The organism is Pseudomonas mercuritolerans, from assembly GCF_025706525.1.
GTDB classification, from domain to species: Bacteria; Pseudomonadota; Gammaproteobacteria; order Pseudomonadales; family Pseudomonadaceae; genus Aquipseudomonas; species Aquipseudomonas mercuritolerans.
The window spans coordinates 173,494-195,882 of the sequence record NZ_JAMSHA010000001.1 but is presented as its reverse complement, the minus strand read 5'-3'; the positions used below and the strand labels follow the sequence as shown (position 1 = coordinate 195,882).

The following is a 22,389-nucleotide window of genomic DNA, read 5'->3' as shown; positions in this document are numbered from 1 at the left end:
GTCGTACAACTGCTCGGTTTGTACCGTAATCGGGCAGACGCGGCAAGCTCGAAAGGCTTGAAAAACCGCATAGGCGTGATGCTGGTTGAGTTTCAGAGGTCGTATAACTCGCTTGCTAAAGCCCGAGCATCGAGTCGAGTCGCCCACCCATCCGCTCGAGCCTGACCGACCAGAAAATCAACAAAAGCCCGGGTTTTGGCCGGCAACAGTTTCTGGCTGGAAAAGTACAAATAGATCTGTCCCGCATCGACATGCCAACCCGGCAACACCCTCTCCAGCGTGCCGTCCTGCAGATAAGGCAGCACATCGGGAACCGCCAACAGCGCAACCCCTAATCCCAAGCGCGCGCACTTACACAGCGCTTGCGGGTCGTTGACCAACAGGCGCGGCGCTAACTCCAGCGGTGCTCGTTGCCCGTCGGGCCCTTGCAGCATCCAGCTGCGCACCTTGCCGGTCTGTACCGAGCGCATGGCCAGGTGATCCAGCGTCGACAGTTCTTCAATATGCCGGATGCGCTGGTGTGCCGAGAGATATTCCCTCGATGCCACCAGAATCAGATGCGCCGGGGCAATGGCTCTGGCGACCACACCTTGCGCGAGTTCGATGCCGCCGCCGATAGCCGCATCAAATCCATCCGCGATGAGATCGACCTGGCGATTGTCGACGTGCCATTCAGGGGTCACGGCGGGGTATTGCTTGAGAAACTCGGGCATTAGCGGCAGCAGAAAATCCCTGGCGAAACCGGGTGCTGCGCTCAGACGCAAAAGCCCTGAAGGCTCTCCGGCATTGCCGGCCACATCGGCAATCGCCGCTTGAACACTTTCCAGTCCCGAACCGACGTTGGCCAGAAAGCGTTCTCCCGCTTCGGTCAGCGTGAGTTTGCGCGTGCTGCGCTGAAACAAGCGTACGCCGAGGTTGGCCTCCAGTTGCGCGACATTGCGACTGACCGCCGCGGGAGTCAGGCCCAGGCGCCGCGCGGCGGCAGAGAAGCTTCCCGCCTCGGCGCTGCGCACGAATGAGAGCAAATTGCCTAAGGTTTCCATCTGCGCACCTTCAACGAATGATTGAAAGTGATTCTAGTGGGCTTCCACTACTGGTGGAAGATCAAAAGGCGTCTCATGGCCTCATCAACTCCAACCACCCAGAGGCTTGACCATGAACACTTCCACGCTTCCACTGACCGGCAAAATCGCCATCGTTACCGGTGGCTCACGCAGCATCGGCGCAGCAATCGCCAAGCGGCTCGCGGCAGATGGCGCCAACGTCGCTATCACCTACAACGCATCGCCAGATCGCGCCGCAGCGGTCGTGCAGGAAATCGTCGCGGCGGGCGGCCAGGCTGTGGCGCTGGCGGCCGATGCGGGCAATCCCGAGGCTGTACGTGCAGCGATTGCCGAGGTTGCACAGCGTTTTGGCAAGATCGACATTCTGGTGAACAACGCTGGTATCAGCCTGCTCGGTGCCCCCGAGGACATCGCCTTTGAGGACTTTCAACGCATCCTTGCGGTGAACGTGACCGGCGTCTTCGTCGCCACTCAGCAAGCGCTCAAACACATGGGGCAGGGCGGTCGCATCATTCACATCGGCAGCTCGATGGTGCAATACGCTGCGTTCGCTACCGCCTCCGTCTACACCCTGAGCAAAGGTGCGCTGACCGGTTTCAGTCGTGGACTGGTGCGCGATCTTGGGCCGCGCGGCATCACTGTGAACACCGTCCATCCTGGCCCGACCGACAGCGACATGAACCCGGCCGACGGGCCCATTGCGGATTTCCTACGCCCGAACATCGCCATGGGGCGGTACGGCGAGGGCAAGGATGTTGCCAGCGCGGTGGCGTACCTGGCCAGTGCGGACGCCGGGTTTGTCACCGGCGCAGAATTAATCGTCGACGGCGGCTTCACAGCGTAAGGAGAGCATCATGACTATCAGCATCATTGGTACTGGTTCCATCGGCACCGCCATCGCTCGGTTGCTCGTCAACGCAGGCCTGCCGGTCAGTCTGGCCAACAGCCGTGGGCCGCAGAGCCTTGCCGGTTTGGTCGACGAACTGGGTCCACTCGCACAAGCGGTGACCGCTCAGCAAGCCAGTCAGGCGGACATTGTTTTTCTGGCGGTGAACTGGTCGAAGATCCCCGACGCGGTACGCGATCTCGGGCCTTGGGATGGACGTATCGTGATCGACGCCAACAACCCGATCGAGGCGCCACTGTTCAAACCGTTCGATCTGGGCGGCCAGCCGTCTTCGCAAGTGGTGGCGCAGATGCTGCCCGGTGCGCACGTGGTCAAGGCCTTCAACCATTTGCTCGCGGCTCTGCTGAGCGATCCCTCCGCCGAGGGCGGCAAGCGGGTGCTGTTTTATTCCGGTGAAGATGCCGCGAGCAAAACCAAAGTTGCAGAGCTGATTACTCAACTGGGTTTTTACGGCATCGACCTGGGCGGTGTGCAGCAGGGAATGCTTGCGCAGTTTCCGGGCGGACCGCTGCCAGCCTTGAACCTGGTCAAACATGGTTGACCGCTGAGCCCGGGCAACCGGGCTTCACATACCAATCGAGGATTCAAAAATGTCTGGCTCAGATTCGCGAAATATCAATGAGGTGGAAAACTACGACGCCTTGCTGCGGGCCAACCTGCAGCGCGTGTTCAACGAGCGCGATGCACAGAAGCGCATTGCGGCGGTGCAGGAGCTTTTTGCAGGCACACCGACGATGTACGAACCGACTGGCATCGTCACCGGGCGGGCGGCGATTTCAGAGGTGGCCGGTGCGTTGCTGGATCAGTTCGGGGCGGACTTCGCTTTTGTTCCCGAGGGGCCGGCGGTTGGGCACCATGGCTTGGGTTACCTGCGCTGGCATGCGGGCCCGAGCGCTGGGCCAACTGTTGTCAGCGGTGTCGACGTGGCGGAAATCAGCGAAGGGAAAATCGTGCGGTTGTGGGTGTTGCTGGACCCGGTTTGAAGTTCAAACGCAGCAGGCAGACGCTCTCCTATTGGAAGTCCCTCAGGCGTGTCACGCACAAGCGCATATACTCGCTGAGGCGCTTTCGCTGCGAACTCCCAAAGAGACCTGTCAGGGCAGACGATGATCGACAGAACGGACCCCCCAAATGAATCGGCCAGCGACGAGACGCTGGGTGCCACGCAGCCCGTAACTGCGCTGAATTTGCGTTGGCTGATTCTCTCCCTGGTACTGCTGTCTGTTCTGGCGACGTTGGGCAACAGCCTTGTCACGGCCTACCGCGTGCAGCGCGATGCCTTGGTTGATCATGCGCTGCAGTCGAACAGCGCCTATGCAGCTAAGGTCGCTTCGAGTCTCGCTGAATTCATTCATTCAGCACAGAACCATCTGCGGTACAGCGCCAGTGAACTGGGCAAGGCCTGGGGTGACCCCAGCGTCATGCGCGCCGAAGCGCTGCGCCTGCAAAAACAGGATGCCGATTTCAACTCGATTGCCATCATCGATAGCACTGCCAAGGTGCTGGAGGCGTACCCGGATACTCTGCAAATCAACGGTTCAACGCTGCGTTCGGATGCCATTCTCAAAGCCATCGAGGCGAAGCGGCCCTTCATCAGCTCCGCATATACATCCGCCGCCGGCAATCTCGTCGTATTTATCTCCGAACCCGTTTACGACTCTGCTGAGCGTTACGTGGGCATCATTGGCGGCTCGGTTTATCTGCGCGAAGACAACGCGCTGCACACCCTGATCAGCCGCCATTTTCACCACGAAGGCACCTTTGCCTTTGTGGCGGATCAGGATCGCCAACTGCTTTTTCACCCTGAGGCGGCGCGCATTGGCGACACCCTGGGCTGGAGCAAAACCGTCGATGCGGCGTTGCGTGGCGAGAGCGGCTCGATGAGCGTGCGTAATTACAAAGGCGTACCCATGCTCGCCGGGTACGCTCAGGTGCCGGGCGCTGGCTGGGCGGTGGTCGCGCAGCAGCCGCGCGAAGTGAGTCTGGCGCCGCTGAACACCTTGATGCGCGATGTGCTGCTGGGAATGCTGCCTGCCGCACTGATCGGCTTCGTACTGATCTGGTTCGGCACCTTGCTGATCTGTCGCCCGCTCAACCAGCTGTCGCGTATTGCCCGGCAGTTGTCAGCGCCGCAGGCCAGCGAGCAACTTCGCCACGTCAAGGCTTGGTATCACGAGGCATTTTCCATCCGCCAGGCGATGCTTGCCGGCGTGCAGTTGTTGCAAGCGAAGCTGGGCCACCTTAACCAGCAGGTGCTGACCGACCCCATGACCGGGCTGGCCAATCGCAGAGCCATGGATCAGGAGTTGCGCCGCCTTGAGCGCAGCGGGCAGACATATTCGGTGTTATCGCTGGACATCGACCATTTCAAAAAGGTTAACGACACCTTCGGCCACGACAAGGGCGATCTGGCGATCAAACAGGTCGCGCATACGCTGCAATCCTATTCCCGCGTCGGCGACCTGGCGTGCCGAGCCGGGGGAGAGGAGTTCTTGTTGATTTTGCCGCAAACCGATGTCGAGTCAGCCAGTGCCATCGCTGAGCGGATACGTCAGGCCATTGCGACCAGTGATATTCCGACCGTGGGGCGCATTACCGCTTCGATCGGCGTGGCGACGTGTAAACACTTACCGACTACTGCAGAAATCGTCCTCAAGAAAGCCGATGAATGCCTCTACCGCGCCAAACAGGGTGGACGCAATCGAGTTGAATCGTACTTGTCGATGGCCTCAAGCGATTCCGAATGAGGCTACAAATTGATGCATGTCACGGGGCTTTCAACTAATCGGCAGAGTTATTGATTCTGGCTCGATTCCACGCTAAAAGCAGCGGTAGGTGCCGCGCAAACGGCGCGTCCAGCAGTCGCGAAGACGCGTCATGGACCAAATCATTCGGGCGGTGAAATGAAGCGTTCCAAGATCATGCGGCGAGGAATATTGCTGACGGCCCTTGCGGTGATCGTCCCGTTGGGCATGACCCTCGCGGCTGGCTGGATGCTGTCGATCTACGCGGCTCATGACCGCCTGCAAACGCTCGCTGCGATTGCCAACGATCGCGCCAGTCAGACATTTGCGCAGGCCTCCCAGGCACTGAAAAGCATTGCTGTCACTGACCTCGAACCCTGCTCGCCACAGGGCATCGAGCAGATGCGCATGATTGCCATCAATACGTTTTCGGTCGAGACGGTCGGCTACGAAGAAGATGTATTTGCCTGCACGTCATGGGGCGCCACGCCGCCGCGGTCGAAGCAATGGGCGGAGGATTTCGTCACCGACGACGGGGTGAAGGTGTCCATCGATGCGCAGGATGACAACGAGCTGATCAAACCGATGCTGGCGTTGCAGTTTGCTGCGTTCAACGTGCTGGTCGACCCGGAACAATTTCGCGAAGTCGTACTGGATGAAGGCGTGAGGCTGGCCGTCGGCACACGTCAGGGCCGCTTGCTCGGCCCGGCGGACCCGAACATGGCGAGTTTCCTAGCCTTGGTGCATGAGGGGCCTACGCATGGCCTCAAGGACGGCTTTCTCTACACACTGGTGGCCCAGGGCAACTTCACCGTAATTGCCGCAATCCCGCGACAGGAACTGCTGCGCAGCCTCGGGCAGCACGTGCTTTATCTGCTGCCGATCGGTCTTGTCATCAGCGTAGGCCTGGTCATTGCGAGCCTGCGCTGGTGGCGTCGCAAGCTGTCCCCGCTGGCGGCACTGGAGCGCGCGGTGCAGCGACAGGAGTTCGTGGTTCATTATCAGCCGATCATCGAAATTGAGACCCGGCGCTGCATCGGCGCCGAAGCCTTGATCCGCTGGCGCAAACCCAACGGCACGCTGGTCTACCCGGACGTGTTCATCCCGCTGGCCGAATCCAGTGGCTTGATCGAAGCGATCACTGACCAAGTGGTTCACCGCGTATTCGCAGACCTTGGCGCCATGCTCGCCAGTGATCGTTCACTGCACGTAGCGTTAAATCTGGCCGCAGCCGACGTCAGCTCCGGGCGACTGATCCCTGCTTTGTTGAATGAAAGCCGTCGCCTCGACGTGCAACCCGCGCAGATATGGCTTGAGGTGACAGAGCGCAGCCTCGTCGATCTAACGTCAGCGAAAATAACGCTGGAGCGCGCGCGGAGCGCCGGGTTTGTTGTCGCGCTGGATGACTTCGGCACCGGCTATTCGAGTTTGCAATACCTGCAGCAATTACCGCTGGACGTGCTCAAGATCGACCGATCCTTCGTTGAGCAGATCAGCGAAGCAGAGGAGAAGACCTTACTGGTCACTCACGTCATTCAGATGGGCCACGCGCTACGGCTGACACTTGTCGCTGAGGGCGTCGAGACCCCGGCACAGCTAAACTTCCTGGGCGCCAACCAGGTGCGCTATGCACAGGGATGGCTGTTTGCGAAAGCCATGGAGTGCGCACAGTTCCAACAGCTCTATCTGGACGGTCGGCCTTGCATCGACGCGCGCATTCTTCAGGACCCGATTGTTTCCTGAAAGAAACGAGTCAAAAAACCACATTGACATATCGAAAAATCTCGATATCCTCGGCGCATGGAACTGATCGAAATCTTTAAAGCCCTCTCGAACCCGACGCGCCTCAAGATCCTTGAAGGCCTGAAGGATCCCGTCAAGAACTTCCCCCCGCAGGATGAGGGTGACGTTCTCGTCGAGGGTGTCTGCGTCAGCAGCATCCAGGAAGGTATCGGCTTGTCGCAGTCGACGGTGTCGAGTTACCTGGCCACGTTGCAGCGGGTGGGGCTGGTGGAAGTGCGACGCATCGGTCAATGGACCTACTACAAACGCAATGAGGCTGCTATCAGCGCGCTTGCAGAGATCATAGGGAAAGAGCTGTAAATTTTTTTACTCTAGGATATCGAGAATTCTCGATATCCCTCTTTATCGATACGAGGTTTTGCCATGAAAGCGATGATTTTGAAATCCTTCGGCGGTCCTGATTCGTTCGAACTCAGCGACGTTCCAAAACCGGTTCCGCAAGCGGGCCAAGTGCTGGTCCGAGTGCACGCTACTTCCATCAATCCGCTGGATTATCAGGTTCGGCGCGGTGACTATCCCGATCTTGTGCCGCTGCCAGCCATTACCGGTCACGACGTGTCGGGCGTGGTTGAAGCCGTCGGGCCGGGCGTGAGCGCTTTCGCACCGGGCGACGAAGTCTGGTACACCCCGCAGATATTCGACGGGCAGGGCAGTTATGCCGAGTACCACGTCGCAGCCGAAAGCATCATCGCCAGAAAGCCTGGCTCGCTGAGCCACCTTGAGGCGGCCAGTCTGAGTCTGGTCGGCGGTACGGTTTGGGAAGCGCTGACCGTGCGCGCCGTGCTCCGCGTTGGCGAAAGCATTCTGATCCACGGCGGCGCCGGCGGGGTCGGCCATGTGGCGATTCAGGTGGCCAAAGCCATGGGCGCCAGAGTGTTCACCACCGTGCGCGAGGCCAACGCCGATTTCGTCCGCAGCCTGGGTGCCGACGTGGTGATCGATTACACCCAAGAGGATTACGCCGAAGCGATCATGCGCGAAACCGCCGGGCATGGCGTTGATGTGGTGTTCGACACCATCGGCGGCGATACCCTGTCTCGCAGTGCCGACGCGCTCGCCCAGCTTGGCCGCGTGGTCTCGATCGTCGACATCGCGCAGCCACAAAACCTCGTTCAGGCCTGGGGCAAGAACGCCAGCTACCACTTCGTTTTCACCCGGCAGAATCGCGGCAAGCTCGATGAACTGAGCGCGTTGGTCGAGCGCGGCCAGTTGCGGCCCCATGTTGGCGCGGTCTATTCCCTTGCCGACATCCCGCTCGCCCATGCCCGACTGGAGAGCGCCAACAACGGTCTGCTGGGAAAAATCGCCATCGCCGTCGAGCCTTCACTCATCGTCTGAATCCGCTCACTGATTCTGGAGAAACATCATGGTTTACGAGATCGCTGTGCTGCCCGTTCACCCGCAACAGACTGAAGCCTTTCGACGGGCATTTGCCGAAGTCGAACCGTTGCTCACCCGCGCCAAGGGATATGGCGGCCACTTGCTGGCGCAAGGTATTGAAACCCCCGAGCAATTCAATTTGATCGTGCGCTGGCAATCGCTTGAAGATCACTCGCCGGGGTTTGAAGAGAGTGACGACCATCAGCGCTTCATGCTGGGGCTGGAGGATTATTTTTCCGCAGAGCCGAGCGTGTATCACATTGAGGGTGGTGCTTTTCCGGGTGGCGACTTGAGCGTTGCGGGCAGCAGCTCAAGCACAGGGAGCTGAGTGTACTGATGGCTTTCGTCACAAGCGGCTGCTGCCGATTTTCCTCCCGCGTTGAACCACTGCAATGATGGTAGGCTGCACGAGGTCAGCCGTACCTTCTGTACTCCTGAATTGCCCTTTCCGAAATCTGCGCCGGCTCAGTTGCTGGCGTTGATGGATTTCCCCTGCGGACCACAGCCATGCGCCTGCCAGATTTCATTCTCGAAAACCTAGAGCCGATCCTGCAGGCCTGGGAAGATTTCGCCCGCACCATCGAGACGCCGGGGGTGGAACTCGATAACGTCGCGCTGCGCGATCACGCCGAGCAGATGTTGCGCGCCATCGTCATCGATCTGCGGACCAAGCAGACCATGAGCGAACAAATCGCCAAAGCCCAGGGCCAAGCGCCGCGCGACGATGAAGAAACAGCTGCGGAAACCCACGCGGTGACGCGGCTGATGGCCGGTTTCACCATCGATCAGATGGTGTCGGAATACCGCGCGCTGCGCACCAGTGTGCTGAGCCAGTGGCTGCGTCAGGTCAAGGATGGCAAATCGGTGAATGTCGACGACATGACACGCTTTCACGAAGCCATCGACCAGGCGCTGGCCGAGTCGATTGCCAGCTACTCGCGCGCCGTCGAGGCGTCGCGCAATGTGTTTCTGGGGATTCTCGGCCATGACTTGCGCACGCCGCTGGGGGCGATTCTGCTCGGTGCGGATATGTTGCGTCGTACCGAAGCCACTGACCCGCGCACCAGCAAAGTGGCCAGGCAGATCTACGCCAGCGTGCAGCGCGCCAGCCAGATCGTGGGCGACCTGTTGGATCTGACGCGCTGCCAGATGGGGCCGGGGATTCCGGTGAAAAAATCCCTGATCGATCTCAGCCCTGTGTGCGAGCGGGTGATCGAGGAAATCCGCGCCTTTCATCCGCAGGCCAACGTGCGGTTCGATGCGAAGGAGGCGGTGATGGGAGCGTTCGATGGCGCCAGGATGGAACAGGTCTTTTCCAACATCATCAGCAATGCGGTGACCCATGGCGACAATCAGTTTCCGGTTACGGTTGAACTGGAAGCTCGGGCGGATTGCGCGCTGTTCATGGTGCACAACGGCGGCGAGCCGATTCCGGAAGACGTGTTGCCGTTCATCTTCAATCCGATGGGGCGGTTCTCGCAGCGCTCCGTGGTTGATCACGGGCCTGTCGCTGGGCTGGGGCTGGGCCTGTTTATCGCCTCGGAAATCGTCGCCTCGCATGCAGGCTCGATTGAGGTCAGCTCTGACCGGGACGGTGGAACGGTGTTCCGCGTAAAGCTTCCGATTGATGCCGAAAGCCCCGTCACCATCTAGGCCAATCGATGGAGGGCCGGCCCCGGCCCTCCAGCCTGATCACTCCTCCATCACCTCAACCAAACCCCGATCCTCACCCAGGAACCCGCCGCTCTGGTGCTGCCACAGACGCGCATAGGTGCCGTTCTTCTCCAGCAGTTGCGCGTGGGTGCCTTGTTCGATGATGCGGCCTTCGTCCATGACGATCAGCCGGTCCATTGCCGCAATGGTCGACAAGCGGTGGGCGATGGCGATCACGGTTTTGCCCTGCATCATTTCATCGAGGCTTTCCTGGATCGCGACTTCGACTTCCGAGTCCAGTGCGCTGGTGGCTTCGTCGAGCAGCAGGATCGGTGCGTTTTTCAGCATCACTCGGGCGATGGCGATGCGTTGGCGCTGGCCGCCGGAGAGCTTGATGCCGCGTTCGCCGACCAGCGTGTCGTAACCGCTGTGGCCCTGCTTGTCGCTCAACTGGCTGATGAAACCATCGGCCTGAGCGTTCACCGCCGCGCGATGGATGTCTTCGTCGGTGGCGTCCGGGCGACCGTAGGCGATGTTGTCGCGGATCGAGCGGTGCAGCAGCGAGGTGTCCTGGGTGACCATGCCGATCACGCTGCGCAGGCTGTCCTGGGTCACCTCGGCGATGTTCTGCCCATCGATGCGGATCTCGCCGCGATCAACGTCATAGAAGCGCAGCAGCAGGTTGATCAGCGTCGACTTGCCTGCACCGGAGCGGCCGACCAGACCGATTTTTTCGCCGGGGCGAATGTGCAGGGTCAAGCCGTCGAGCACCTGGCGTTCGCCGTTGTAGTTGAAGCTGACATTGTCGAAAACCACTTCGCCGCCGGCCGGCTCCAGCACTTTGGCATCCGGTGCGTCCTGGACTTTCGGACCGCTGGTCAGGGTGGCCATGCCGTCCTGGACGGTGCCGATGTTTTCGAACAGCGAAGTCATCTGCCACATGATCCAGTGCGACATGCCATTGATGCGCAACGCCATGGCGGTGATCGCCGCAACAGCGCCGGTGCCGACTTCACCCTGATGCCAAAGCCACAACGCATAACCGCCGGCACCGAGAATCAACGCCACCACCAGCGCCTGATTGACGATTTCGAACTGGCTGACCAGACGCATCTGGCGGAATCCGGTGAGCTTGAAATCTTCCATCGCCGCACGGGCAAAGTGCGCTTCACGCTTGGAGTGCGAAAACAGTTTGACCGTGGTGATGTTGGTGTAGGCATCGGCAATCCGCCCGGTCATCGACGAGCGTGCATCGGCCTGTTCCTGGCCGACCTTGCCCAGACGCGGGACGAAATACACCATCGCCAGCCCGAACAAAACGATCCAGGCAAGGAACGGCAGCATCAGTTTCAGCGCAAAGCCACCGGCCAGCGCGATGATCGCGATGAAGTACACGCCGATGCCGGGGAGAATTTCGATCAAGGTGAACAGCACCTCGCGCACCGACAACGCAGTCTGCATGACCTTGGTCGTCACCCGGCCGGAGAACTCGTCGGAAAAGAACGACAGACTTTGCCGCAGCATCAACCGGTGAAAGTCCCAGCGCAGGCGCAGCGGCAGATTGATCGCGAGGATCTGGTGCTGGACCATCGTGCGCAGCGCTACCAGACCAATGCTGACTACCAGCACGATGCCGATGCCCCACAACACGCGGCTTTCCTCATCACCGGCAGCGCCGCCGGATTGCCAGGTCGAGAGCAGATCCACCACTTGCCCAAGGAAAGAAAACAGCCACGCCTCGTAGATTGATACGCTGGCGCTGAGCAGGGCGAAGGCCAGGATGTAGCCGCGCGCGCCCCGGGTGCACGCCCACAAGAAGCGCATCAGGCCGACTGGCGGTGGCGGCGCCTCATCGGGCGGGAAGGGGTCGAGCCTTTCTTCAAACAGGCGAAGCATTGCGGTCTCCGAAGTGATCAGGGTGTGGGGATTCTGCCATCTATCGGCGTTGTTGCGGGTTTCAGCGTCGTGTTGCAGATAAATGCTTGTGCCTTGTCTTGACCGCAGCCAGGCGCAGAAGCTCAACGCAATCGTGCCAAGCGCAACCTTTCGTCGCTGATCCAGACCTGATGTCGCACGCTCATCAACCTCTTTGAACTCTCGCGCAAGCTGCTCCGTCATCTTCTATGTGGGGGCTCGAGGCAATGTTGCCGTGTAGTCCCGTTTTTCCGTTTTCAAGTCAGAACGCGAGGGGCCACATGAATACTCAAGACAGCAGGGCAGGCTTTGAATCAGGTGATCCGAACAGCAAGCCTGGACAGGGTTTTGAACATTTGAAGGACGACGTCAATGAAGCACTCGGCGGTGCGCGGCAACAGGCCGACGCACAATTCGGACAGTACCGCGACACCGCGGCGGAACAGATAGAAGCACTGGCCCAAGGCGCAAAGAGCTTCGTCTCGGAGTTGCAGGACAAGGACACGCTGGGCATGTCCGACTACCTGACGGACATGGCGGATTCCATGACCGGGCTGGCGGGCAACCTGCGCGGCAAGAGTGCCGAGCAGTTGCTGCACGATGCGGCGGATCTGGCGCGCAGCAATCCGGGCCTGTTCATCGCCGGCAGCATTGCCATCGGTTTCGGACTGTCGCGGTTTCTCAAAGCCGGCACGGCCGCAGCAGCGACGGTCAGCGCCGAACATGATCCGGCGGCGGGCACGACATCGACGCCACCGCCAGCCGATTACGGTGCGCAGCGACCCTATGAATCGTCAGTGCCGTCATCGGCCCACGCCAATCCGGGGCTGGCCACCGGCATCACCCCGACCTCGCCCAGTGACAGCGATCACCCCTCTGATTTTGCCGCGGCTTCCGTACCGCACGCACCCGACGCCAAAGGAGAACTGTGATGAACAGAGATGAATCTGATCTGAGCGGGGCAAGGCCCCTCGGCCAAACGGATGACGCTTCGGTGGTCGGCCTGTTGCGACAACTGTCGCGCGAGGTGCCAGCGTTGTTCACCAAGGAACTGGCATTGGCAAAAGCCGAACTGCAGAACAGCCTCAGCACGCTGAAGGCGGGCATCGGTGCGGTTGCCGGTGGTGCGATCGTGTTTCTCGCCGGCTTCATCATTCTGCTGATGTCAGCGGTGTACGGCCTGAGCATGTTCATGGCGCCGTGGCTGGCTGCGCTGATAGTTGGCGTGGTGGTGATGATCATTGGCTTCGCCATGCTGCAATCCGGGAAGAAACAATTCGAGCCATCTCACTTCAAACCTGATCGCACTCTCGACGCCTTGAACAAGGATCAGGAAGCGCTGCGGAGGAAAGTCTCATGAAAAGCGAACTGGATATCGAAGCGGAAAAAAGCCCGGAGCAGATCGAGCGCGAAATCGATGCGCAACGTGCGAGCATCGGCAACATCGTCGATCAATTGGAAAGCAAGTTCACTCCCGGGCAGATGATCGATCAGGCTTGGGGAATGATGCAGAGCAACGGCTCGACGTTCTTCACCAATCTCGGCACCAGCGTGCGCAATAACCCGGTGCCAGCGGTGCTGACTTCGGTGGGCCTGCTCTGGTTGATGATGAGCCAGAATCGCCCGCCCGTGCCGCAACCGACCTATCGCAGCGGGCCGGATCAAGACAAGGCCGGCGAGTGGGCCGATGGTTTGGCCGACGGCATCGACAGCGCCCGCGCGCATTTGCACTCGACCACTGACTCGCTGAAGGACGGCTACCAGTCGCTGAAAGGCAAGGCCAGCCACCTCGGGGAAAACGTCGGTGCGGCGAAGGAAAATCTGACCCATGCGATGCATGACGCCAGTGATCGACTGTCGCGTAATTCGCAAGTGCTTGGCCAGCAGTTCAGTCACATGCTCAAGGAGCAACCGCTGATGGTCGCTGCCGCCGGGGTTGCGCTCGGTGCATTGCTCGGCGCGGCGTTGCCGACTACTTCCACTGAACAGCGCTACATGGGCCGTACCAGCGCGGGCATGGTCGACAAGGCCAAGCAGAAAGCTCAGGAAGGGTATGAAGCAGTGCGTGACACGGTGACTCGGACCACTGAACAGACCGAGGTTGAAACCAAGCCTGATCCGGCGCGGCCGTCGTCTTCGGATTTGTCACAGGGGTTGGGTACGTCCTGACGCTGAGAATTAGGGAGGCCTGTAATGGGCCTCCCTTTTTTGTGCTCGGGTCAAGTGGATACCTCGTTCTGCAGGCCTTGCAGATATTCCACCAACGTCTGCGCGCACGCTTCAATCGCGCCATCCACGACCAGTTCGAACCCGTGGGTATTCTCGGTCGGGATTGCGATGCATCCGGCCTGGGCGCTGATGCCTGAGCTCATCACCGCGCTGGCGTCAGAAGCGAAATCCACCAGCAGGGCGAACTGTGGTTCGAAGCCGCAACGCTTGGCGGCGTCGGCCAGAGCCATGACCACCCCGCGCGAGTAATAGCCTTTCTGGTCGCCGGTATCGATGATCGGGTCGACGCTCAATCGCGTTGCGTACTCGCTCATCACCGGGCCTACTTCCACCGCGATTGTGGTGTCGCCGGGCAGGTGCGCAGCGGCGTACATTGCGCCGGCGTTGCTTTCTTCCTCGAGGGTGGTGAAGACAAAGTAGGTGTCGTGCGCCAATTCGGTCGGGCTACGCTTGAGTTGCTCGGCGGCCTGGAGCATGGCGACGACGGGCGCGCGGTCATCGAGAAAATGCGCAGCGGTGGCGTCACCCACCCGGAACGGCGTGCGCCAGTGCTGGCTGAGCACGACGCGGGTGCCGGGACGCACGCCCATGTCTTGCAAGGTTTGCGGGTCGTGGCGGGTGATGATGTGCACGTCTTTCCACTCCACCGCGCCGCTCATCACATCCTGGCCCTGCGGCGAGCCTGTGGTGGCGTGCATCGAGCCGAATGAGAGCACGCCGGGCAGGGTTTGCGCGTCGCCGAGAATATCCACCGGACACACACCGAAATTCACCGGGTTCGCACCGCCGAGGGCAACCACTCGCAACGTACCGTCCGGCTCGACGCGTTTGACCAGCATGGCGATCTCATCCATGTGGCCCATGATGCGCACAGCGTGCTCGCCGTCCGGATCGGGTTCGCGGCCCTTGAGCAGGCCGATGACATTGCCGGCCCGATCGGTCCAGACCTCGTCGCAATGGCGCCGCAGTTCTTCCAGGCAGATCGCCCGGACCTCATCTTCCTGACCGCCGGGCCCGCGCGCCATGAGCAAACGGCTCAATAGTGTTTGGGTGGATTGCTGCGAGTTGTGCGGCGAAGGCGTTTGGTTATCCGACATGCGTACTGACCCTCCTTGCATCGGCGGACGTGTATCGACCGCTCAGAATTTAGGGGGCAGATTGGCGGGAAAATTCAGATTGCGTGGTGCCAGGCTATTCGCGATGCCGCTGGACCTGTGGGAGCGAGCCTGCTCGCGAAAGCGGTGTGTCATTCAATGTGGATGTATCTGATCTGGCGCCTTCGCGAGCAGGCTCGCTCCCACAGGGATTTGGGTTGCGCTGAAGATTGTGGCCTTGCCCCGGACCATTGTGGGAGCGAGCTTGCTCGCGATAGCGCTGGGTCAGATGATGATGTTGAATGTGCCGACGCCTTCGCGGGCAAGCCCGCTCCCACAGGGGATTTGGGGTGCGACAAAGATCGTGGATCTGCCCCGGATCACTGTGGGAGCGAGCTTGCTCGCGATAGCGCTGGGTCAGGCGATGATGATGTTGAATGTGCCGACGCCTTCGCGGGCAAGCCCGCTCCCACAGGGATTTGGGTTGCGCTGAAGATTGTGGCCTTGCCCCGGACCATTGTGGGAGCGAGCCTGCTCGCGATAGCGCTGGGTCAGGCGATGATGATGTTGAATGTGCCGACGCCTTCGCGGGCAAGCCCGCTCCCACAGGGATTTGGGTTGCGCTGAAGATTGTGGCCTTGCCCCGGACCATTGTGGGAGCGAGCCTGCTCGCGATAGCGCTGGGTCAGGCGATGATGATGTTGAATGTGCCGACGCCTTCGCGGGCAAGCCCGCTCCCACCGGGATTTGGGTTGCGCTGAAGATTGTGGCCTTGCACCGGACCATTGTGGGAGTGAGCTTGCTCGCGAAAGCGGTGTGAATGGCGATGATGATGTTGAATGTGCCGGCGCCTTCGCGAGCAGGCTCGCTCCCACAGGGGATTTGGGGTGCGACAAAGATCGTGGATCTGCCCCGGATCACTGTGGGAGCGAGCTTGCTCGCGATAGCGCTGGGTCAGGCAATGATGATGTTGAATGTGCCGACGCCTTCGCGGGCAAGCCCGCTCCCACAGGGATTTGGGTTGGGCTGAAGATTGTGGCCTTGCCCCGGATCACTGTGGGAGCGAGCCTGCTCGCGATAGCGCTGGGTCAGGCGATGATGATGTTGAATTTGCCGACGCCTTCGCGGGCAAGCCCGCTCCCACAGGGATTTGGGTTGCGCTGAAGATTGTGGCCTTGCACCGGACCATTGTGGGAGCGAGCCTGCTCGCGATAGCGCTGGGTCAGGCGATGATGATGTTGAATGTGCCGACGCCTTCGCGGGCAAGCCCGCTCCCACAGGGATTTGGGTTGCGCTGAAGATTGTGGTCTTGCCCCGGATCACCGTGGGAGCGAGCCTGCTCGCGAAAGCGGTGTGTCAGGCAATGATGATGTTGAATTTGCCGACGCCTTCGCGGGCAAGCCCGCTCCCACAGGGATTTGGGTTGCGCTGAAGATTGTGGCCTTGCCCCGGACCATTGTGGGAGCGAGCCTGCTCGCGATAGCGCTGGGTCAGGCGATGATGATGTTGAATGTGCCGACGCCTTCGCGGGCAAGCCCGCTCCCACAGGGATTTGGGTTGGGCTGAAGATTGTGGCCTTGCCCCGGACCATTGTGGGAGCGAGCTTGCTCGCGATAGCGCTGGGTCAGGCGGTGATGATGTTGAATGTGCCGACGCCTTCGCGGGCAAGCCCGCTCCCACAGGGATTTGGGTTGCGCTGAAGATTGTGGCCTTGCACCGGACCATTGTGGGAGCGAGCCTGCTCGCGATAGCGCTGGGTCAGGCGATGATGATGTTGAATGTGCCGACGCCTTCGCGGGCAAGCCCGCTCCCACAGGGATTTGGGGGGCGACAAAGATCGTGGATCTGCCCCGGATCACTGTGGGAGCGAGCCTGCTCGCGATAGCGCTGGGTCAGGCGATGATGATGTTGAATGTGCCGACGCCTTCGCGGGCAAGCCCGCTCCCACAGGGATTTGGGTTGCGCTGAAGATTGTGGTCTTGCCCCGGATCACCGTGGGAGCGAGCTTGCTCGCGATAGCGCTGGGTCAGGCAATGATGATGTTGAATTTGCCGACGCCTTCGCGGGCAAGCCCGCTCCCACAGGGATTTGGGTTGCGCTGAAGATTGTGGCCTTGCCCCGGACCATTGTGGGAGCGAGCTTGCTCGCGAAAGCGGTGTGTCAGGCAATGATGATGTTGAATGTGCCGACGCCTTCGCGGGCAAGCCCGCTCCCACAGGGGATTTGGGGTGCAACGAAGATTGTAGATCTGCCCCGGATCACTGTGGGAGCGAGCCTGCTCGCGAAAGCGGTGTGTCATTCAACGTGGATGTATCTGATCTGGCCTCTTCGCGAGCAGGCTCGCTCCCACAGGGATCGGCGTTTTGCTCAGATGATTTGTGGTGTCAGCGGTTGTATTTCAGCGCTTCGACAAACGCTGCAAACGCTGCCGAGCTCTGGCGCCTGTTGGGGTAATAGAGGTGATAGCCCTGAAACGTCGGGCACCACTCGCTCAGCACTTCCACCAGTCGACCGTCCGCCAGATACGGCGCGACCAATTGTGCGGGCACGTACGCTACGCCGATGCCATCCACAGCGGCGTTGAGCACATGCATGATGCTGTTGAACACCAGTTGCCCATCGACCTTCACGCTGAAATCCTGACCCTTGTGCGCAAACTCCCAGGCGTAAATCGCGCCGGCCGGTTGGTGGCGGATGTTGATGCAGGTGTGCTCCATCAACTGATGCGGCGTGGCGGGTAGCGGGTGACGAGCGAAGTACTCGGGCGAGCCCACTACGGCCAGGCGCCAGTCCGGGCCGATGCGCACGGCGATCATGTCTTTGCTGATCGATTCACCGAGACGAATGCCGGCGTCGAAGCGTTCCTTGACCACATTGGTAAATCCGTAATCGACGTAGAACTCCAGGGTGATGTCCGGGTAGTCCTGCAAGAATTTTGCAAGCATCGGCCGAATGCACAACTCGATCTGATCGTCCGTGCAGGAAATGCGGATCGTGCCGCTGGGCTCGTCGCGCAATTCGCCAAGGGCCTCGAGCTCGGCGTTGATCTGCTCGAACAGCGGCGCAATCGAGTGCATCAAGCGTTCGCCAGCCTCGGTCGGCGAGACATTGCGCGTCGTACGAGCGAGCAAGCGAATACCCAGACGCTGCTCCAGCGCGCGAACCGTATGGCTCAACGCAGACGGAGTGACGCCGAGCCGGGCGGCAGCCTTGGTGAAGCTTTGCTCCTGCGCCACCGCCAGAAAGGCCTGCAGGTCGTTGATTTTGGCGTTGCTCATTGATGAATTTTTCTCAAAAGCACATGAAGATTACCGCTACTAATCAAGTTAAGCGCGATCCGTCAAGCTTTGCAGCCTGAGTAGCGGGGCAAGAATGCCTCGATTAGTTCTTCTCCAAAGCAGGTTTTGCATGACGGCCCAAGCAATCGACAACCCGACAGCGCAGTCTGTCAAAGCATCCGCACCAGGCGAGCAACCGGCGTACTGGAGCGGTGTGTTCGCGATGACCCTGTGCGTCTTCGCCCTGATCGCTTCCGAGTTCATGCCGGTCAGTCTGCTCACGCCAATGGCTACGGACTTGCACATCAGTGAAGGCCTGGCCGGCTACGGCATTGCCATCTCTGGCGCGTTCGCGGTGCTGACCAGCCTGACGATCAGCAGGCTCGCCGGCTCGATGGATCGCAAGCGCCTGTTGCTGCTGTTGACTGCGCTGATGTGCGCGTCCGGGCTGGTGGTGGGCCTGGCGCCCAATTACACGGTGTACATGATCGGTCGCGCATTGATCGGCGTGGTGATCGGCGGCTTCTGGTCGATGTCGGCGGCGTTGGCCATGCGTCTGGTACCCTCCGCCAGCGTGCCCAAGGCGCTGGCGATTTTTAACGGCGGCAATGCCCTGGCGACCGTTGTGGCGGCGCCGTTGGGCAGTTATCTGGGCAGCGTGATTGGCTGGCGCGGGGCGTTTTTCTGCCTGATACCGGTAGCGCTGATTGCACTGCTCTGGCAATGGATCAGCTTGCCCGCGCTGCCGGCCGCGCCACGCAAAGCCAGCGCAGCCAATGTGTTTGCGTTGTTCAAAAGCCGCCGGGTGGCGTTGGGCATGCTCGGCGCAGGTCTGTTCTTCATGGGCCAGTTTGTTCTGTTCACCTACCTGCGACCGTTTCTGGAAACCGTGACCCGGGTCGACGTTTCGATGCTGTCGATCATCCTGCTGGTCATTGGTGTGGCCGGGTTTATCGGCACCGTGGTCATCGGTTCGGTTTTGAAGAAGGGGCTGTATCGCGTAGTGATCGCCATCCCGCTGTTGATGGCGATGATCTCCGTGGCGCTCATAGGGATGGGCGGTTCAGTGGTGGCGACGTTCGTATTGCTGGGCTTGTGGGGATTGATCGCCACTGCCGCGCCGGTAGGCTGGTGGTCGTGGCTGGCGCGCACGCTGCCCGACGATGCCGAGGCGGGCGGTGGGCTGATGGTGGCGGTGGTGCAGTTGTCGATTGCCTCGGGGTCTACCGTCGGTGGTCTGCTGTTCGACGGCAGCGGCTATCGGCTGACGTTTTTCGCCAGCGCGGCATTGCTTGTGCTAGCGGCGCTGATGACATGGCTGACGTCGCGGCAGACGGCCTGAATCAGCTTTCGGTGTTTTCGGCCGCCGCCTGCGCCGCTTCGGCTTCCAGCTTCAGGCGGTCGGCCTTGCAGATGTATTTGGGCTTTTTCGGCGCCAGTTTGGCGTTGGCCTTCTTGGCTTTTTCCTTGAACAACTGCTGCAGCTTCTTTTGGCGATTCATGATTTTTCGATCAGGGGTGGAGAGGGTGGGAATCCTGACGCAAGGCCGAGTGGTCAGCAAGAAGAAATCCACTAAGCTGAGCACATTCGCCCATACTCAAGAGCATCCCCCAACCGAAGGAATCGCACATGAGAAAAGCTCGCAGATTGATTACCGCGTTGTCTTGCCTCGCGCTGGTAATCGGCAGCACGACCGCACTGGCCGACCCCGGCAATGGCAAGGGGCAGGGTGGCCAGGGCGGCCAGGGCAACGGCAAGGGCAAACCGCAGAACATGCAGGATCACGGTAATCAGGGTGGTGGCGGTCAGGGCAATGGCAACAAAGGCCAGCAATCCTCTGGCAATCGCGGCGGTGGTCCGAGCGTTGATCGCGGCAATATTCTCGGCATCATCGATGGTTATCGCGGGCAATACTGGAATCCGGGGCCGCCGCTGCCGCCGGGTATTCAAAAGAATCTGGCGCGGGGCAAACCGCTGCCACCGGGCATCGCCAAGAAGCTGGACGGGCGCATGCTTGGGCATTTGCCTCACTATGACGGCTACGAATGGCAACAGGTGGGCACCGACCTGATCCTTGTTGCGCTGGCCACCGGGTTGATCTACGAGGTGCTCAACGGCGCGTTCGATTGATTGTTGAAAGAGGAGCGGCAGCACGTGCCGCCCCTTTTTTATGCGTGCATAACTGCATCAGGTGCATCAATGAACTGCATTCAGGCTGGGTTGTTCGTTGAGTGATGTGCTTTCAAACTGAGCTCAACGCTTATCGAATGAATGGAGATGATCATGGCCAACGCAATCCGCTTCATCGAAACGGGCGCTCCGCAGGTGCTGCAATTGCACGCTGTCAGCGAGCAAACCCCTGGTCCCGGCGAGGTCTGGCTGGAGCAGGCGGCGGTGGGCGTCAATTACCTCGATGTCAGCCAGCGCAAAGGTGCAGTGCCCGTGGCGTTGCCATCGGGGCTGGGTCTGGAAGGCGCGGGTCGGGTGGCGGCGGTCGGTGCCGGTGTGAGCAATGTCCGCGTCGGTGATCGAGTCGCTTATGCCACAGGTCCCTTGGGCGGTTACGCCTCGGCGCGGCTGTTTCCGGCAGAGCGTCTGGTGAAGATTCCCGAAGAGTTGTCGTTCGAAGACGCGGCGGCGGTGTTGTTCAAAGGCATCACCGCGCAGTATCTGCTGAAGGCGACCTACCCGGTCGGGCCGGGCACGACGATGCTGGTTTACGGTGTTGCGGGAGGTCTGGGGGAAATCTTGGTGCCGTGGGCCAAACACCTTGGCGCAACGGTGATCGGTGTGGTGTCGAAGCAGGCCAGCGTCGACAAGGCTCGCGCGTCCGGTTGTGACGAAGTGCTGGTGTTCGATGCCGAGACTCTCGCCGCCGATGTGGGGCGTATCACTGAGGGGCGCAAGGTCGATGTGGTGTATGACCCGATTGGTCGGGTGTCTTTTCAGGCCTCGCTGGACAGCTTGCGCCCACGCGGATTGATGGTCTCGTTCGGCGCGCAGGCCGGCGCGCCGGCGGCGGTGGAAATGGCCACGCTGAACGCCAAGGGCTCGCTGTTTCTGACCCGTCCATCGCTGGCCGCGCACACCGCCACGACAGCCGAATACCAGGAGCGCGCACAAGATGTGCTGGCCGCTGTTGCCGCCGGTATCATCACGCCGCAAATCCGCGCGCGTTATTCATTGGCTGACGCGGCACAAGCGCACGCCGATCTTGAATCGGGCCGATCATCAGGGGCGATCATTTTAAAACCATGAATCTGGATGTTCTGAGCAACCCGCACAGCGATGAAATCGCTGCTTTCCTGGCCGTCGCTGCGCAAGGCTCGTTTGTCGCGGCGGGGCGTTTGTTGCAGCGTCATCCGACCATCGTTTCCAAGCGCCTCGCGGCGATGGAGAAGCGACTCGGCGTGCGGCTGGTGGAGCGCTCGACGCGACACGTGCGTATCACCGAGGCTGGTCTGCAACTCGAACAGCGCCTGCGCGCGGCCGTCGAGTTGATGAACGAGGCGCAGCAACAAGCGGTGCAGGGCGCCAGCGAAGTGCGCGGCACCTTGCGCTTGGCCTTGCCGGCGGCGATGGGGCGTTTGTGGCTGGGGCCGCTGTTGCCGGAATTTCTCAAGGCCCATCCGCACGTCTCGCTGGTGGCCGATTACAGCGAAGGCCTGGTCGACATCATCGAGCAGGGCTTCGACGCGGCCATTCGCATCGGCGAGCTTGATGACAACCGGCTGATTGCAAAAAAGCTCAGTGACCATCGACGGATTCTCTGCGCGTCGCCGGCCTACATAGAGGCGCACGGCATGCCGCAAACCCCGCAGGACCTGCTGCAACACAATTGCCTGCGCTTCAGCGGGCTGGCGTCGTTCCCGCTGTGGCGCCTGCATCGCGGCAACGAAGTGCAGACCATTACGCCACACGGCAACCTGACCGCCAGCGACAGCGAATCCCTGCTCGCCGCCGCCCGTGCCGACGCCGGCATACTCGGTGCCGGCGACTGGCTGATGAGCCGCGACCTGGCGGCGGGGAGATTGATTCACGTGCTGCCCGACTGGCAGCTGGATTCGGCGGGCGGCGTCTATCTGATCAGACCGTCTTCGCGGTTTCCGGCGGCGGCGGTGGTGGCGTTCAAGGAGTGGATCGAAGCGAAATTCGAGACCGGGCCACCTTGGGCCCTCTGAGTCCAGTCTGCATCAAGACTGACTCTGACCCTGTGGGAGCGAGCCTGCTCGCGAAAGCGCAGTGTCAGTCATAGAGGGTCTGGCTGACCTGACGCCTTCGCGAGCAGGCTCGCTCCCACAGGTTTCGTGGCTTGCTCAGGA

General features: G+C 60.8%; 21 protein-coding genes. 16 read left to right on the top strand and 5 right to left on the bottom strand.

The annotated features are described in order from the left end of the window. Positions 1-92: 92 nt before the first annotated feature. A complete protein-coding gene (locus tag ND528_RS00895) occupies positions 93-1,043 on the bottom strand; it encodes a LysR family transcriptional regulator (protein ID WP_263469361.1) in 951 nt (316 codons plus the stop codon). A 112-nt stretch (positions 1,044-1,155) separates the two neighbouring features. Here ND528_RS00895 and ND528_RS00890 point away from each other — a divergent pair, with 112 nt between their 5' ends. From ND528_RS00890 to ND528_RS00850, 9 genes are all read left to right on the top strand, one after another. Beyond that, positions 1,156-1,908 carry a 3-oxoacyl-ACP reductase family protein gene (locus ND528_RS00890; RefSeq protein WP_130910843.1) on the top strand — a complete coding sequence of 251 codons (753 nt, stop codon included), beginning with the start codon at positions 1,156-1,158 and terminating at the stop codon, positions 1,906-1,908. Between the two features lie 7 nt (positions 1,909-1,915). Beyond that, positions 1,916-2,512 (top strand): NADPH-dependent F420 reductase, encoded by a 597-nt coding sequence (locus ND528_RS00885; protein ID WP_205884329.1) that lies wholly within the window; start codon positions 1,916-1,918, stop codon positions 2,510-2,512. 49 nt (positions 2,513-2,561) lie between these two features. After that, positions 2,562-2,954 (top strand): nuclear transport factor 2 family protein, encoded by a 393-nt coding sequence (locus ND528_RS00880; RefSeq protein ID WP_263469360.1) that lies wholly within the window; start codon positions 2,562-2,564, stop codon positions 2,952-2,954. A 123-nt stretch (positions 2,955-3,077) separates the two neighbouring features. After that, a complete protein-coding gene (locus ND528_RS00875; protein ID WP_263469359.1) occupies positions 3,078-4,718 on the top strand; it encodes a sensor domain-containing diguanylate cyclase in 1,641 nt (546 codons plus the stop codon). A gap of 156 nt (positions 4,719-4,874) precedes the next feature. Next, complete coding sequence (locus ND528_RS00870) at positions 4,875-6,458, top strand: EAL domain-containing protein (protein WP_122601650.1); 1,584 nt, start codon at positions 4,875-4,877, stop codon at positions 6,456-6,458. Between the two features lie 57 nt (positions 6,459-6,515). Continuing rightward, positions 6,516-6,818, top strand: a complete 303-nt coding sequence (locus ND528_RS00865) for an ArsR/SmtB family transcription factor (RefSeq protein ID WP_024012559.1) — start codon at positions 6,516-6,518, stop codon at positions 6,816-6,818. A 63-nt stretch (positions 6,819-6,881) separates the two neighbouring features. After that, positions 6,882-7,856, top strand: a complete 975-nt coding sequence (locus ND528_RS00860; protein WP_263469358.1) for a zinc-dependent alcohol dehydrogenase family protein — start codon at positions 6,882-6,884, stop codon at positions 7,854-7,856. A gap of 28 nt (positions 7,857-7,884) precedes the next feature. Further along, the gene (locus ND528_RS00855) at positions 7,885-8,226 is read left to right on the top strand and encodes an antibiotic biosynthesis monooxygenase family protein (protein WP_212616067.1); all 342 of its coding nucleotides are present in this window, start codon (positions 7,885-7,887) and stop codon (positions 8,224-8,226) included. Positions 8,227-8,405: 179 nt separating this feature from the next. Beyond that, positions 8,406-9,551: a sensor histidine kinase gene (locus ND528_RS00850; protein WP_212616068.1), complete on the top strand. Its 1,146-nt coding sequence runs from the start codon at positions 8,406-8,408 to the stop codon at positions 9,549-9,551. A gap of 39 nt (positions 9,552-9,590) precedes the next feature. Here the strand turns inward: ND528_RS00850 and ND528_RS00845 are convergent, their stop codons facing one another. Next, the gene (locus tag ND528_RS00845; protein WP_056784851.1) at positions 9,591-11,447 is read right to left on the bottom strand and encodes an ABC transporter ATP-binding protein; all 1,857 of its coding nucleotides are present in this window, start codon (positions 11,445-11,447) and stop codon (positions 9,591-9,593) included. Positions 11,448-11,746: 299 nt separating this feature from the next. Between ND528_RS00845 and ND528_RS00840 the strand changes: the two genes are divergently transcribed. Genes ND528_RS00840 through ND528_RS00830 form a run of 3 tightly spaced genes read left to right on the top strand, consistent with a single transcriptional unit; the run spans position 11,747 to position 13,634 of the window. Further along, positions 11,747-12,397, top strand: coding sequence for a hypothetical protein (locus tag ND528_RS00840; protein WP_110645784.1), 651 nt, complete (start codon positions 11,747-11,749; stop codon positions 12,395-12,397). Next, positions 12,397-12,825: a phage holin family protein gene (locus tag ND528_RS00835; protein WP_024012566.1), complete on the top strand. Its 429-nt coding sequence runs from the start codon at positions 12,397-12,399 to the stop codon at positions 12,823-12,825. Before ND528_RS00840 ends, ND528_RS00835 begins: the two co-directional genes overlap by 1 nt. Further along, positions 12,822-13,634 carry a DUF3618 domain-containing protein gene (locus ND528_RS00830; protein ID WP_212616069.1) on the top strand — a complete coding sequence of 271 codons (813 nt, stop codon included), beginning with the start codon at positions 12,822-12,824 and terminating at the stop codon, positions 13,632-13,634. The genes ND528_RS00835 and ND528_RS00830 overlap by 4 nt, the downstream gene beginning before the upstream one ends. A 50-nt stretch (positions 13,635-13,684) precedes the next feature. On the opposite strand, the gene ND528_RS00825 is transcribed toward ND528_RS00830, so the two are convergent. Both ND528_RS00825 and ND528_RS00815 read right to left on the bottom strand, forming a co-directional pair. Beyond that, a complete protein-coding gene (locus tag ND528_RS00825) occupies positions 13,685-14,791 on the bottom strand; it encodes a M20/M25/M40 family metallo-hydrolase (RefSeq protein WP_263469357.1) in 1,107 nt (368 codons plus the stop codon). A gap of 2,381 nt (positions 14,792-17,172) precedes the next feature. Then, positions 17,173-18,066 (bottom strand): LysR family transcriptional regulator, encoded by an 894-nt coding sequence (locus ND528_RS00815; RefSeq protein WP_263469356.1) that lies wholly within the window; start codon positions 18,064-18,066, stop codon positions 17,173-17,175. 130 nt (positions 18,067-18,196) lie between these two features. Here ND528_RS00815 and ND528_RS00810 point away from each other — a divergent pair, with 130 nt between their 5' ends. After that, positions 18,197-19,408 (top strand): MFS transporter, encoded by a 1,212-nt coding sequence (locus tag ND528_RS00810; RefSeq protein WP_408005021.1) that lies wholly within the window; start codon positions 18,197-18,199, stop codon positions 19,406-19,408. Between the two features lies 1 nt (position 19,409). Here the strand turns inward: ND528_RS00810 and ND528_RS00805 are convergent, their stop codons facing one another. Next, positions 19,410-19,568: a DUF2986 domain-containing protein gene (locus ND528_RS00805; protein WP_110645778.1), complete on the bottom strand. Its 159-nt coding sequence runs from the start codon at positions 19,566-19,568 to the stop codon at positions 19,410-19,412. A 128-nt stretch (positions 19,569-19,696) separates the two neighbouring features. Here ND528_RS00805 and ND528_RS00800 point away from each other — a divergent pair, with 128 nt between their 5' ends. The 3 genes from ND528_RS00800 to ND528_RS00790 all read left to right on the top strand — a co-directional run bounded on the left by ND528_RS00800 (position 19,697) and on the right by ND528_RS00790 (position 22,248). Continuing rightward, positions 19,697-20,197 (top strand): anti-virulence regulator CigR family protein, encoded by a 501-nt coding sequence (locus ND528_RS00800; protein ID WP_130911232.1) that lies wholly within the window; start codon positions 19,697-19,699, stop codon positions 20,195-20,197. A 153-nt stretch (positions 20,198-20,350) separates the two neighbouring features. After that, entirely contained in the window at positions 20,351-21,325 is a 975-nt protein-coding gene (locus ND528_RS00795) for a quinone oxidoreductase family protein (protein WP_263469355.1), read from the top strand. Next, positions 21,322-22,248, top strand: coding sequence for a LysR family transcriptional regulator (locus ND528_RS00790; protein WP_137213306.1), 927 nt, complete (start codon positions 21,322-21,324; stop codon positions 22,246-22,248). The genes ND528_RS00795 and ND528_RS00790 overlap by 4 nt, the downstream gene beginning before the upstream one ends. The last annotated feature ends 141 nt before the right edge of the window (positions 22,249-22,389 follow it).